Origin of the sequence: Kitasatospora sp. NPDC058243 (assembly GCF_042882025.1) — a bacterium.
GTDB lineage: Bacteria > Actinomycetota > Actinomycetes > Streptomycetales > Streptomycetaceae > Kitasatospora.
This window is the reverse complement of the sequence record NZ_JBHVWW010000062.1, coordinates 1-13578: the sequence shown is the minus strand read 5'-3', so window position 1 is coordinate 13578 and position 13578 is coordinate 1. Positions and strand designations below refer to the sequence as shown.

10 protein-coding genes are annotated in these 13578 nt (G+C 76.1%); 6 read left to right on the top strand and 4 right to left on the bottom strand.

The window, feature by feature from the left end:
* Positions 1-72 precede the first annotated feature (72 nt).
* Positions 73-2553 carry an ArnT family glycosyltransferase gene (locus ACFVX9_RS30770; RefSeq protein WP_387984664.1) on the top strand — a complete coding sequence of 827 codons (2481 nt, stop codon included), beginning with the start codon at positions 73-75 and terminating at the stop codon, positions 2551-2553.
* 79 nt (positions 2554-2632) lie between these two features.
* Here ACFVX9_RS30770 and ACFVX9_RS30765 read toward each other — a convergent pair whose 3' ends face one another.
* The 3 genes from ACFVX9_RS30765 to moaA form a co-directional block, all read right to left on the bottom strand.
* Positions 2633-4204 (bottom strand): alpha/beta hydrolase, encoded by a 1572-nt coding sequence (locus tag ACFVX9_RS30765; protein WP_387984662.1) that lies wholly within the window; start codon positions 4202-4204, stop codon positions 2633-2635.
* Positions 4205-4264: 60 nt separating this feature from the next.
* Positions 4265-5023, bottom strand: coding sequence for an HNH endonuclease family protein (locus ACFVX9_RS30760; RefSeq protein ID WP_350881552.1), 759 nt, complete (start codon positions 5021-5023; stop codon positions 4265-4267).
* Between the two features lie 120 nt (positions 5024-5143).
* Positions 5144-6139, bottom strand: a complete 996-nt coding sequence (gene moaA, locus ACFVX9_RS30755) for a GTP 3',8-cyclase MoaA (protein ID WP_387984660.1) — start codon at positions 6137-6139, stop codon at positions 5144-5146.
* A 146-nt stretch (positions 6140-6285) separates the two neighbouring features.
* On the opposite strand from moaA, the gene ACFVX9_RS30750 reads away from it, so the two are divergent.
* The 5 genes from ACFVX9_RS30750 (at position 6286) to ACFVX9_RS30730 (ending at position 11410) form a co-directional block, all read left to right on the top strand.
* Positions 6286-6897: an NTP transferase domain-containing protein gene (locus ACFVX9_RS30750; RefSeq protein ID WP_387984659.1), complete on the top strand. Its 612-nt coding sequence runs from the start codon at positions 6286-6288 to the stop codon at positions 6895-6897.
* A gap of 164 nt (positions 6898-7061) precedes the next feature.
* The gene (locus tag ACFVX9_RS30745; protein ID WP_244293324.1) at positions 7062-7913 is read left to right on the top strand and encodes a hypothetical protein; all 852 of its coding nucleotides are present in this window, start codon (positions 7062-7064) and stop codon (positions 7911-7913) included.
* 247 nt (positions 7914-8160) lie between these two features.
* Entirely contained in the window at positions 8161-9033 is an 873-nt protein-coding gene (locus tag ACFVX9_RS30740; RefSeq protein WP_387984657.1) for a hypothetical protein, read from the top strand.
* A 168-nt stretch (positions 9034-9201) separates the two neighbouring features.
* Positions 9202-10137: a (2Fe-2S)-binding protein gene (locus tag ACFVX9_RS30735; protein ID WP_387984656.1), complete on the top strand. Its 936-nt coding sequence runs from the start codon at positions 9202-9204 to the stop codon at positions 10135-10137.
* A 214-nt stretch (positions 10138-10351) separates the two neighbouring features.
* Positions 10352-11410, top strand: coding sequence for a DUF2637 domain-containing protein (locus ACFVX9_RS30730; protein ID WP_380379257.1), 1059 nt, complete (start codon positions 10352-10354; stop codon positions 11408-11410).
* 6 nt (positions 11411-11416) lie between these two features.
* Here the strand turns inward: ACFVX9_RS30730 and ACFVX9_RS30725 are convergent.
* The coding region (locus tag ACFVX9_RS30725) for a SpoIIE family protein phosphatase (protein ID WP_387984654.1) at positions 11417-13578 on the bottom strand (2162 nt) is incomplete at its 5' end.

Here is a 13578-nt window from a genome sequence, read left to right as displayed (position 1 = left end):
GCCCCGCAGATCACACCCGTCTCACAGCGTCGTCTCACGCTCCTCTCAGCCGCACCACGCACGGTATGGCGCATGACCACGACCAGCTACTCCACTCCGGCCGGCGAACCGTGGCCCGAGGCCGCGGACTTCCCGCCGCCGGAGGTGCCGCAGCCGGACCCAGCCCGGCCGGACCCGGCGCCGCTCTTCCCCGAGCAGCCCCTGCCGCCCGTAGGCCCCAAGGGCCCCGCCTCCTGGTCCGGCCGGCTGCGCACCCTCCCCGCCCGCGCCTGGCGCGGCCGCGCGGACGACCCGCGCTGGGTGCGCCCGGCCCTGCTGGCACTGCTGGCCGCGACCGTCGTCCTCTATCTCTGGGGCCTGAGCGCCTCCGGCTGGGCCAACGCCTTCTACTCGGCCGCCGTCCAGGCCGGCAGCCAGAGCTGGAAGGCCTTCTTCTTCGGCTCCTCCGACGCCGGGAACTTCATCACCGTCGACAAGCCCCCGATGTCGCTGTGGCCGATGGCCCTCTCGGTGCGGGTCTTCGGCCTGTCCTCCTGGTCCGTGCTCGCCCCGCAGGCCCTGATGGGCGCCGCCACCGTCGGCGTCGTGTACGCGACGGTGCGCCGGCGCTTCTCCCCGCTCGGCGGCCTGCTCGCCGGGGCCGCCCTGGCGCTCACCCCGGTCGCGGCGCTGATGTTCCGCTTCAACAACCCCGACGCGCTGCTGGCCCTGCTGCTCACCCTGGCCGCGTACGGGCTGGTGCGGGCCATCGAGGCGGCGGGCACCCGGTGGCTGGTGTTCACCGGGGCGATGTTCGGCCTGGCCTTCCTCACCAAGACCCTGCAGGCCTTCCTCGTGCTGCCCGCCTTCGCGCTGGTCTACCTGGTCGTCGCGCCCACCGGCCTGTGGCGGCGGGTGCGGCAACTGCTGCTCGCGGGCGCGGCCATGGTGGTCGCGGGCGGCTGGTGGGTCGCGGTGGTCGAACTGCTGCCGGCCTCGGCCCGCCCGTACGTCGGCGGCTCGCAGGACGACAGCTTCCTCTCCCTCACCTTCGGCTACAACGGCCTCGGCCGGATCAACGGCGACGAGACCGGCAGCGTCGGCGGCGGCGGGCGGCTCCCGGCCGGGCTCGACCTGCCGGCCGGGGCGATGCGCGGCGGCCGCGGCTGGGGCCAGACCGGCCTCACCCGGCTGTTCGGAAGCGACATCGGCGGGCAGATCGCCTGGCTGCTGCCGGCCGCGCTGATCCTGCTGGTCGCCGCCCTGTGGGCGACCCGCCGCTACGCCCGCACCGACACCGCCCGCGCGGCGTTCCTGGTCTGGGGCGGCGCGATGCTGTCCACCGCGCTGGTGTTCAGCTTCATGTCCGGGATCTTCCACCAGTACTACACGGTGGCGCTCGCCCCGGCCGTCGCGGCGCTGGTCGGCATGGGCGTGGACGGCCTGTGGCGGGCCCGGCACCGGCTTCCGTGGGCGCTGGTGCTGGCCGGCACCCTCGCGGTGACGGCGGTGTGGGCGTTCGTCCTGCTCGGGCGGAGCGCGGAGTTCGTGCCCTGGCTGCGCTGGGCGGTGCTGGTCGGCGGGCTGGTGGCGGCGGCCGCGCTGGTCGCCGGACAGCTGGCCGGGCGGGGCGACGGGCGGCTCGGGGCCCGGATCGCCTCGGTCGCCGGCCTGGTCGGCCTGGCGGCGGCGCTCGGCGGGCCGGCCGCGTACGCGGTGGACACCGTCGGCACGGCGCACAGCGGCTCCATCGTGACGGCCGGGCCGGCCGTCCAGGGCGCCTCCGGTCCGGGCGGCGGCGGCCGGCACGGCGGGCAGGGCTTCGCGGGCAACGGGCGGACGTTCCAGCCCGGCCAGAACGGCGGCGGGCAGAACGGCGGCGCACCCGGCTTCCCCGGCGGCGGCGGGCAGCACGGCGGCCAGGGCGGCGGCAACGGGTTCAACGGCGGCAGCGGCGGCGGCCAGGGCGGCTTCAACGGCGGCAACGGCGGCTGGCCGGGCGGCGGTTCGGGCAAGGGCCCGGGCGGCGGCAACGGTCACCGCGAGCGCGGCACGGGCGCCGACCCCGGCACCGCCAACCCGGGCACCGGCAACCCCGGCAGTCCCGGCAGCGGCGAGGACCCCGGCACCTTCGGCCCCGGCGGCATGGGCGCCACGGGCGGCATGGGCGGCATGGGCGGCCTGCTCGGCGGCACCAAGGTGAGCGAGGAGGCCTCCGCCCTGCTCAAGGAGAGCGCCGGCCAGTACACCTGGGCGGCCGCCACCAGCGGCTCACAGAACGCCGCCAGCTACCAACTCGCCACCGAAGAGCCGGTGATGGCCCTCGGCGGCTTCAACGGCACCGACCCCTCGCTCAGCCTGGCCGGCTTCCAGAAGTACGTCCAGGAGGGCAAGGTGCACTGGTTCATCGCCGGCGGCTCCCACCGCGGCTTCGGCGGGGCCGAGAGCGGACAGGGCGGCTCCGGGGAGAAGGAGTCGGAGACCTCCCAGATCGAGAGCTGGGTGACGAGCCACTTCACCGCGAAGACGGTCGGCTCCACCACCTTCTACGACCTGACGGCCCCGACCTCCTGACCGTCCGACCCCAGGGGGCGCACCGCAGCCGGCGGTGCGCCCCTTCGCGTTGCCCCCTGGCCGGCCCCGGCAGCCCCCGTCAGGCGGACGGGCAGTGCGTCCCTGCGGCGGGCAGCGTGCCGTCCACCAGGAACGCGGCCACCGCGTCCCGCACGCACCCGCTCTTGTCGTAGCCGGTGTGCCCGTCGCCGTCCCGGGTGAGCAGGACGGCGTCGGCGAGGTTGGAGGCCATCCGCTGCGCCCACGGGTACGGCGTGACCGGGTCGGCGGTGGAGCCGATCACCAGGATCGGGGCGCTGCCCTCGGCCCGGATCCGGGCGGGCCGTTCGGCGGTGCGGTACGGCCAGGAGCGGCAGTCCGGGGCGAACAGCGCAGCCGAGGTGTCGTGCCGGCTCATCAGCGGGGCGCGGGCGGCGAGTTCGGCGCGGTCGGTGCGCAGGTCCCCGGCGGTGGGGGCCATCAGGGCGTCCGCGCAGCTGATGGCGGCGAAGGCGTCCGCCGCGGTGGAGTAACCGCCGTCCTCGGCGCGGCCGTTGGCGCCGTCGGCGAGGGCGAGCAGTTCGGTGGCGTCGCCGCGGGTGATCGCCGGGTCGAGGGCCTGGCGCAGCCGCTCCCAGGAGCGGTGGCCGTCGTAGAGGGTGTCGAGGGTGCCGTTCCAGGCCAGGGTGGCGGTGAGGCGGCGGCCGTCGGCGGCGGGCAGCGGGTGTGCGCGCAGGCCGTCCAGGAAGTCGGCGAGCCGCTGCGGGGCGGCGGCGCGGTCGCGGCCGAGGGGGCAGTCGTCGCGGCCCGCGCAGTCGGCGGCGAAGTCCCGCAGCGCGGTCTCGGTGGCGGCGGCGGCCTCGACGTTCAGCCGGACCGGGTCGAGGCTGCGTTCGAAGGCGCCGTCCAGGGCCAGGCGGCCGGTGCGGGCGGGGAACTCCTCGGCGTAGAGGGCGCCCAGGTAGGTGCCGTAGGAGCTGCCGAGGAAGTCGAGCCGCCGTTCGCCCAGGGCGCCGCGCAGCACGTCGAGGTCGCGGGCGGTGTCGCGGGTGGAGAGGTGGGGCAGCAGCGTGGCGTACCGGGCCTGGCAGGCGTCGGCGAGCACCCGGCCGCGGTCGTAGCCGGGGTCGTCGGTGCTGGTCCACTCGTCCCGGGTGCGGTCGTCGAGGCAGTGCACGGGGGTGGTGCGGCCGGCGCCGCGCGGGTCGAAGCCGACCAGGTCGAAGTGGTCGGAGAGGGTGCCGCGGTAGTCCTCCCAGCCCCAGACCACCCGGTCCACGCCGGAGTTGCCCGGCCCGCCGGGGTTGAGCACCAGGGCGCCGATCCGCCGGTCGGCCTCGGTGGCGCGGATCCGGGAGACGGCGACGTCGATCGTCTCGCCGCCCGGATCGGCGTAGTCCAGCGGGACCTTGAGTCCGGTGCACTGCGCGACCGGCTCCCCGGCCGGGCGCTCAGGCCGGTCCGGGCAGTCCTTCCAGTCCAGCGGCTGGAGGTACAGGGCCGCGAGCGCGGGGGCGGCCGTGCCGGGCACCAGGTCCTGGGGCCGGGCCGCGGCCGCGGTGCCGGGCCGGCGGGCGCCCGGGTCCGAGGGCCCGGTGCAGCCCGCGGCGAGCACGAGGAGGGCGACGGTGAGCAGGGCGCGGAGCGGGCGACGGGGGTTCGACGAGTGCACCGCCCACGAATACCACCCGGCGCCCGCTCCCGTCACACCAGCACCTGCCGTAACGATTCCTCAGCCTCCGCACTGCTGCAGCATGGCCTGCTTGTCGGCCACGGTGACGGGGAGCTGGTACTTCAGGGAGACCTGGGCGAAGCGGACGGCGTACGAGCAGCGGACGGCGGTGTTGGCGGGGAGCCAGGTGGCCGGGCCGGAGTCGCCCTTGGAGGCGTTCTGCGAGCCGTCGGCGGGGATCAGGTTGAGCGGGTCGTTGGCGATCTGGACGCGCTTGGCCTTGTCCCACTTGGCGGCGCCCAGCTGCCAGTCGTAGGACAGCGGCATCACGTGGTCGATCTGGATCTTCGTGGCCTGCTGCTTGGTCCACTGGACGTTCTTGCCGGTGTACGGGTCGTAGATGGTCATCGCGGTGACGACGCAGTTCGAGCCGTCCTTGCGCTCGACGGCGGTGCCGTCGCGGGCCAGCAGGTCGTTGCGGGTGTCGCAGTTGTTGTGGCCGAGCGGGACGCCGTCGACGTTGTCCGTCCAGGCGGGGCCGAACTCGTTGCGGTCGTAGCCGTCCTTGGGGCCGGCGGCGGCGGTGGCGACCTTGGCTATCACGTCGCGGCCCGCCTTCTGCTCCTCCGGCGTGGTCAGCGGGGCCAGGCCGGGCTTGGTGCCGTCCGGGTTCTGCAGCGGGCTGGTGCCCAGGCCCCCGGCGGGCGCGGCGGAGTCGCCGCTCTTGTGGTCACGGCCGCCCAGCAGCCAGCCGGCCAGCGCGAGCGCGCATATCAGGAACACGGTGGCGGCGGACAGGGCGGTGCGGCGGGCGGGCACGGATAACTCCCGGGATCTGGGGCGGGTTGACGGCGAACCAGCAGATCAGCCACCCCGAGAGCAGGTCAAGGCGGCGCCACGCGAACCCCGCCCACCATGTCGAAGCTCACACCCCGGGCGTCAGCCGCCGATGGCGGACATCGGGCGGTCGGGCCGGACGAAGTCGGCGGAGTTGACGGCGTGTCCGGGCCCCTTCCCCGCCACCGAGGCCCGCCAGGCCGCCTCGATCCGGTCGTCGTCGGCACCGCCGCGCAGCAGCGCGCGCAGATCGGACTCCTCCGTCGCGAACAGGCAGTTGCGCAACTGGCCGTCGGCGGTGAGCCGCACCCGGTCGCAGCCCCCGCAGAACGGGCGGGTCACGGAGGCGATCACCCCGATGACGGCGTCCGTGCCCACGACCCGCCACTCCTCCGCCGGGGCGCTGCCCCGCCGGCCCACGGGCAGCAGGTCGAAGCGCTCCCCGAGCCGCTCCAGGACCTCCGCGGCGGTGACCATCGCCGAACGGTCCCAGGCGCCCTGCGCGTCCAACGGCATCGACTCGATGAACCGCATCCGGTACCCGTGCTCCACCGCGAAGGCCGCCAGCTCCGGGATCTCGTCCTCGTTCACCCCGCGCACCGGCACCGCGTTCACCTTCACCGGCCCCAGCCCCGCCGCCCGCGCCACCACCAGTCCCGCGAACACGTCCGCGATCCGGTCCCGCCGCGTGATCCGCGCGAACCGCTCCGGGCGCAGCGTGTCCAGGCTGACGTTCACCCGCTCCAGCCCCGCCGCCCGCAGCGCCACCGCCGTGCGGGCCAGCCCGATCCCGTTCGTCGTCAACGACACCTCCGGCCCCAGCGCGGCGATCCGCCCCACCAGGTCCGGCAGGCCCCGCCGCAACAGCGGCTCCCCGCCGGTCAGCCGCACCGAGGCGACCCCCAGCCGCCCGACCGCGATCCGCACCAGCCGCACCACCTCGTCGTCGCCCAGCGCCTGCGCCCTCGGCAGCCAGTCCAGGCCCTCGGCCGGCATGCAGTAGGTGCAGCGCAGGTTGCAGCGGTCGGTCAGCGAGACCCTCAGGTCGGTGTGGACCCGGCCGAAACGGTCCAGCAGCGGGCGCGGTGCGGTGTTCATCGACCCAGTACAGGGGCCGGCGGGCCGCAGGACCAGCGGCCGAACCGCCGGGGGGCGGCCACCACCTGCGGGTTCCCCTTGTGCATTCGTACAACTGTGGGTTCGTACGGCTGCGCGGCGGCGGCCCCGGCGGGCAGGCTGGGCCCATGCAGACCACCGAAGACCGAACCGGGCCCGTCGCCGCGCTGGTGCTCGCCGCCGGGGGCGGGCGACGCCTCGGCGGGCGGCCCAAGGCCCTGATCCGGTACGCGGGCCGCCCGCTGGTCGAGCACGCGGTGGCGGTGGTGCGGGCGGGCGGCTGCACGGACGTCACGGTGGTACTGGGCGCGGCCGGCGAACGCGTCCGCTCCACGGCGCACCTGCCGGGCTGCCGGCTGGTGGCCAACCCGGACTGGGCGGGCGGCATGGGCTCCTCGCTGCGCGTCGGGCTGGCCGCGCTGGCGCCGGAGGTGTCGGCGGTGCTGGTGATGCTGGTGGACACCCCGGGCGTCACCGCGGCCGCGGTGGCCCGGCTGCTGGCCGCGCACCGGGCCGGCGCGGAACTGGCCGCGGCGGCCTACGCAGGGCGGCGCGGGCACCCGGTGCTGATCGGCGCCCGGTACTTCGCGCAGGCGGCCGCGGGCGCCTGCGGCGACGCCGGGGCCCGCACCCTGCTGGCCGCGCACCCGGACGCGGTCACCCTGGTCGAGTGCGCCGACGTCGCCGTCCCGGACGACCTGGACACCCCCGCCGACCTGGCCCGCTGGTCCGCCGGCTGACCGCACCCCGCCGGCCCGGGTGCCCGAAGCACCCGTGGCGGGCACCGGCCGGGCGCACACCCCTGATCCGACCCTGAGGATTGCCCCATTCCGCGCCAAGGACCCACCGTTTCGGGGAGCATGGAAACCGTTCCACCACCCGACTCGAACGGACGGAGCCCGCGATGGCCGGACTGCCCGACGACTTCACCGGACACGACCCCGCGAGGCCAGGGCACGGGGCGGGCGGTGGCGCCCGGGCGATCCGCTGCCCCGCCTGCCGCCGCGAGCACCTCTACGAGCCGCCGTCGCTGCCCTGTCCGTGCGGCGCCTCGCTGAAGGTGCCGCTGCTGCGCGGCGGGGTGCCGGTGCAGGTGCGGTTCCGCTCCTGGGAGGACTCCTGGCTGAGCATGCGCTGCCCGCACTGCGGCCGCTCCGACCAGTGGCCGCAGCCCGAGTTCACCTGCAACTGCGGCGCCACCGTCCGGCTGCCGGTGGACCGCACCACCCGGCTCGGCGGCGGCACGGCCGGCCCGCTCGCCACCCCCGGCCCGCAGGCCTCCCGCCCGTACCCGGCCCACCCGATGAGCACCCCGGTGCCCGCCCCGCCCGGCGGCTCCGGCGGCCAGCCCAAGCCGTTCCGCCACCGCGCGCCGTTCCGCCCGCACCCGGTGCGCACCTCGCAGGACGCGGTCTTCACCGCCGCCCGCTACCTGGAGTGGCTCGGCTTCGACGACCTGGAGCTGACCGAGGCCCAGGAGCGCGACGGAGTGACCCTGCTGGGCAGCCGGATGGTCGCCCAGGTGGACACCTGGACCGAGCCGGCCGACGTGAAGTCGGTCGAGTGCCTGTGGCTGCAGACCCTGCACGCCGAGGAGATGGCCGCCGCCATGTTCACCCTGGCCGGCTACTCCCACCAGGCCACCGTGCGCGGCGAACAACTGCTGGTCGCCCTGTTCAGCCTGGACCTGGCGGGGGTGCCGCAGCCCGCCAACGGCGCCGCCGAGGCCCTGATGGAAACCGGCTGGACGTCCTGACCGACCGGAGGCCACCGGGGCGCATCCGCCAGGGCGCGCCCTGCGGATCAGGCCGGACAGGGCCTAGATCATTTCCCCCGCGAATGCAAGAACCTCCGCTCGTGATCTGGTGCACAAGCTCACCCCCGTGTTGAATTGCCGCCACAGCGCGGGCCCTTGCGCTGCCGTCGCCGTGCCGCCGACAGTCGACGGCGGCGACGCCGGGCAGGGCCGCGCCCCGCTGGATGGCGCACACAAGGAGGTGGCGTTGTCAGAGCACGGATGGGGCCCGAACGGCCCGAACGGGCGGGGGCGGGCGGCAGCGGAGGAGCCGGGCGACACCGTGTGGCGACTGAGGTCCCGGGGGTGCTGGCAGGAGGCGGCCGAACTGCTGCGCCCGGCCGCCGAACAGGACCCGACAGCGGCCCTGGCACGGGCCGAACTCCTCATCGAGCAGTGCCTGTTCACCGCCGCACAGTGGACCCAGGCGGAACAGGCGCTGCGCCTCGCGGAGGCCGTGGTGGCCAGCACCGAGCAGCGCGCGGGCGCAGCCTGCGCCCGCGGCTTCCTGGCGTACGTGGCCAGCGTGCTCGGCCCCCGGGACCGACTGGACGAGGCGCAGGCCGCGCTCGGACGCACCTCGGCACTGCTGCCGCCGGACGCGCCGGGCCGCCCGCTGCTGGACTTCCGGCGCGGACTGGTCGCCGAGAACCTGCTGCGCGACCGCGGCGCCGCCTGGATCGCCTACCGCCGGGCGCACGACGGCGCGGGCGAACGCGGGGACGAACTGCTGCGCTCGTACACCTGGCGCCACCTGGCGGCGCTGGCCCTGGCCCGCGGGGACCGCGGCCACGCCCGCGAGGGCTTCGACGCCTCGCTACGGCTGCGCGAGCAACTCGGCTTCACGGTGGGGGTGGCGCCGGCGCTCGCGGCGCTCGCCGAGGTGTCCGAACCGGCCGAGGCCACCCGGTTGCGCGCCGAGGCGGCCCGGCTCGTCCACGCCCTGGGCGGCGTGCCGGTCTGGCTCGCGCGCCAGTTGGGCACCACCCGCACGCCGGGGCTCCCCCCGGACGGGGCCCACACGCCGGGGCCTCCCCCGGACGGGCGCATCACCCGCGAGACCTGGGGGACAATCAGCTAAGGTGAGCCTAACCTGGCCGGGGTGAGCAGTACCCCGGCCGGGTTCGCCTTGCCGTTCCCCGGGCACCGCCATGCCCCGGTCCGGCCGGGCCCGGGCGGGCCACCACCCCGACCGGGCACCGCCGGGCGGTCCATGGGCGGTCCCCGGTCGACCCGATGGGGCCCGCCCATGACCGCGAGCAGCACCCGGCCCGGCCCCACGCCGTGCGCCCCCCGCACCACCGAGGCGCACGCCCTCACCCCCGCGCCGGCCGCCACCGCCCCCGGCGCGACCTCGTACCACCGGCTCACCGCGCTCGCCCCCGTCCTGCGGGTGCGCTGCGCCCCGCCCCGCCGCGGCGACGGCTGGATCCCCGCCGCCGACCTGACCACCCGGCCCGAGGCGGTCCGCGAGCTGATCGCCCACGACGCCCGGCAGGGCCTCGCCCGCTACGGGCGGCCGCTGCGCCCGGACGTGGCGGCCGGCTTCGGCCTGCACCGCGTCGTGTGGCCGCTCTCGCTGCTGTTCACGCTGCCGTGGTTCCTGGAGCGCCGGGTCCCGCTGCTCGGCCCGGAGGACGTCTCGGTGCGCCGCGGCACCGACCGGGTGGAGCTGACGGTCCGCCCGGAGGCGTTCGTCTGCCTGCCGGACGACCCGGCGGCCGTCGTGCCGCAGGCCCGTACGGTGCCGGACGGGAACGCGTTGGCCGCCGAACTGCGGTGCGCGCTGGGCGGGTTCCTGGAGCCGGTACTGGCCGCCTTCCGGCCCGAGGTGCGGCGCGGGCCGCGGGTGCTGTGGGCGATGGCCACGGACGCGGCGGTGGAGGGGCTCTGGTACGCCGGCGGGCTGCTCGGGGAGCAGGAGCGGGCGCGCGCCGAGCTGTCCGCGCTGCTGGAGCCCCCGCAGGCGGGCGGCGCGGCGGCGGCACCGGCGTGCGCGCCCGGCGTGACCGGCGGCCCCGCTCCGGCGCCGTCCCCCTTCACCCCGGGTGCCGGTTTCGCCGCGCCGGCGCCCGGGTGCGGGGATGCTTCGGGCACCGACCGGGCCCGGGCCAGCTGCTGCCTCGTGTACACCGCCCAACCGGAGGACATCTGCGGCGGCTGCCCCCGCGTCATGCGGGGTTGACGAAAACACGTGCGAAGCCGGATCCGGAAAGCCCGGAATTCCGGGAATAGCCCGCTTCAAATGCATAATAAAATGCGATTTTCGCGGGGTCAGAAATCCCTCTACTCAGCGCATTGGCACCGAATCGGCCATTCCCCCGCCGAGCATCCGCCATGATGGTCCCCGCCATCACGACGCAGGAACGCGACGCAGGAAAGCGAGGCTGGTTCCGGCGATGAAATTGTCCGACATACCGCTTGGCTGGGCCGTCACCGGAGGTGCGGGGCTGCTGGTCAGCGCGCTCCTGGTGGCCCTGGTCCGGAGCCGGGGATCCGCCGCCGCCGGAGGGCCGGATTCCTGGGAGCGTTCCGAGGAACGGCGCCGCCGCAAGGAATCCCTGTACGGCGGCGCCTCGTACACGCTGCTGTTCTGCTGCGCGGGTGTCGCCGCCGCGCTGTCCTTCCACGGGCTGGTCGGCTTCGGGGTGCAGAACCTCGGACTGTCCGGCGGCTGGGAGTACCTCGTGCCGTTCGGCCTCGACGGCGCCGCGATGTTCTGCTCGGTGCTCGCCGTGCGCGAGGCCAGCCACGGCGACGCCGCGCTCGGCTCCCGGCTGCTGGTCTGGCTGTTCGCCGGCGCCTCGGCCTGGTTCAACTGGGTGCACGCCCCGCGCGGCTTCGGCCACGCAGGCGCCCCGCAGTTCTTCTCCGGCATGTCCCTCTCGGCGGCCATCCTGTTCGACCGGGCGCTCAAGCAGACCCGCCGGGCCGCGCTGCGCGAGCAGGGGCTCGTCCCCCGCCCGCTGCCGCAGATCCGCATCGTGCGCTGGCTGCGCGCCCCCCGCGAGACCTACGCGGCCTGGTCGCTGATGCTCCTGGAAGGCGTCCGCAGCCTCGACGAGGCGGTGGACGAGGTCCGCGAGGACAAGCGGGAGAGGGCCGTGGAGCGGGAGCGCCGCAGGCTCGCCGGCCGCCGCGAGCGGGCGGAGATCCGGGCGATCAGCCGCAGCAACAGCGCCTGGCGCGGACGCGGCGGCGCCGCACGGCAGTTGGAGTCCGGCTCGGAACCCGCCATAGCCGGCGGGCCCGCGGCGGAGCGGCCCGCCGGGCCGCGCGAGGTCGAGGCCGCCGAGGGCGCGGTGGTGCCCGCCGAGGGCACGGTGGCCCAGCCGGGCCTGCCCGCCCGCCCGGAGCGGCGCACCATCGACCTGACCGTCGACGAGGACACCGTGACGCTGCCGCGGCTGGACTCGCTGGAGCGCAAACTGAAGGACCTGGAGCAGCAGTTCGGGTAACCGGATCTAGGTTGCGGGCGTGCCGCTGAGCTCGAACCACATCCGCTTGCCGGAGCCGCGCGGCTCCACGCCCCAGGCGTCCGCCAGCGCCTCGACGAGCATCAGCCCGCGCCCGGAGGAGGCCTGCTCCCCCGGGGTCCGGCGGGTCGGCCACAGGTCCGACTCGTCCTCCACCTCGACCCGCAGCCGGGCCCGGCCGCCGTCCGAGGCCGGCTCCCGGTAGAGCCGGGCGGTGAACATGGCGTCCCGGTCGGTGTGCCGGATGGCGTTGGTGACCAGTTCGGAGGAGAGCAGTTCGGCGGTGTCGATGAACTCGGCGACGCCCCAGCGGCGCAGCGCGTCGCGCAGCTCCGCCCGGACCTCGGAGATCCGCGCCAGGTCGGCCTGGCCGATCCGGCGGCGCAGCTGCTGGGCGGCCAGGCCGCCGGCCGGACCGTCCCAGCGCAGGAGCAGCAGCGCTATGTCGTCCTCGCGCTCGCTGGAGTCGGCGGCCTGGGAGGCGATCCGGTCGGCCAGGTCCTCCAGCGGGTCGCGGGCCGCCTCCTCGGCGCGCGGCAGCGGGCGGGCGAGCGCCCGGGTGAGCCGGGCGATGCCCTCGTCCAGGTCCATGCCGCGCGCCTCGACCAGGCCGTCGGTACAGAGCAGCACCGTCTCGCCCGGGTCCAGGCTGAACCGGGTGACCCGGTACTCCTGGTCCGGGTCGATGCCCAGCGGCAGCCCGCCGGCCACCGGCACCACGGCGGCGGTGCCGTCCGCCCGGCGCACCACCGGGTCGAGGTGGCCGGCCCGGACGGCGTAGACCACGCCGTAGTCCACGTTGACCTCGGCGTAGGCGCAGGTCGCGAAGTGGTCGGTGTCCAGGTCGGCGAGGAAGCGGGAGGCGCGGGCCATCACCGCGGCCGGCGGGTGCCCCTCGGCCGCGTAGGCGCGCAGCGCGATCCGCAGCTGGCCCATGATCCCGGCGGCGTGCACGTCGTGGCCCTGGACGTCCCCGATCACCAGGCCGACGTGCCCGCCCGGCAGCGGCACCACGTCGTACCAGTCGCCGCCGATCTGCAGGCCGGAGCCGGCCGCCAGGTAGCGCACGGCGGTCGTCACCCCCGGCACCGACGGCACGGTCCGCGGCAGCATCACCCGCTGGAGGCCGGCCGCCAGCTCGTGCTCGGCGTCGTGCAGCCGGGCCCGGGCCAGGGACTGGGCGACCAGCCCGCCCAGGGTCGACAGCAGGGTGCGCTCGTCGGCGTCCAGCTCGCGCTCGTCGTCGAAGCTGACCACGCAGACGCCGATCGCCCGCCCGCTGGCCACCAGCGGCAGGAACGCCCAGGAGCCGCGCCCGGTACGGCTGGTCGGCTCCCAGACGTCGGGGTAGGACGCGCGGAACTCCTCGCGGGTCGGGATGAACACCGGCGCCCGGTGGCGCACCGCCTCGGCGGCCGGGTGCCCGGCCGGCAGCACCGTGCGGTCCCAGACCGCCAGCGCCTCGGTCCGGTAGCCGGAGGCGCCGAGCACCTGCGCCCGGCCGGCCTCGAAGGAGGCCAGCACCAGGCCGTCCGGCGGCAGGCCGGGCAGCGGCAGCCCGGTGAACACCCGGGCCACGTCGCGGACGGTGACGGCTTCGGAGAGGGCGCGGGCCGCCTCCTTGATGAACCGGGAGCGCTCCTCGCGCAGCAGGGCCATCCGGTCGGCGCGGTCGCGCTTGTGCAGTTCGACGGTGGCGTCCCAGACGAAGCCCACCATCCGCGAGGCCCGGCCGAAGGCGTCCGCGAGCACCCGGCCGCGGAAGCGCACCGCGCGCATGGTGCCGTTGGGCCCGACGGTGCGGTAGTAGGCGCCGCACTGGCCCAGTTCGGCCACCGCGCGCTCGACCCGGCGGCGCACCACCGGCGCGTCCTCGGGGTGCAGCAGGGCCAGGAAGGAACCGGCGGTGCGGTCGAAGCGGCCCTGGTCCATGCTGTCCAGGCCGATGATCGCGCAGGCCCGGTGGTCGCCCTCCAGGACGTCGCGGCGGATGTCCCAGTCGAAGGAGCCGATGCCGTTGGCGGCCATCGCGGGCTCCAGCCAGTCCGGCATGGTGTCCGCGGAGGCGGGCGGCAGGCTGCCGGGGAGCACCGTCGCCAGCCGTCCGGCGGCGAGCGCGGGCGCCGGGCGCGGCACGGGCCGGCGCACCG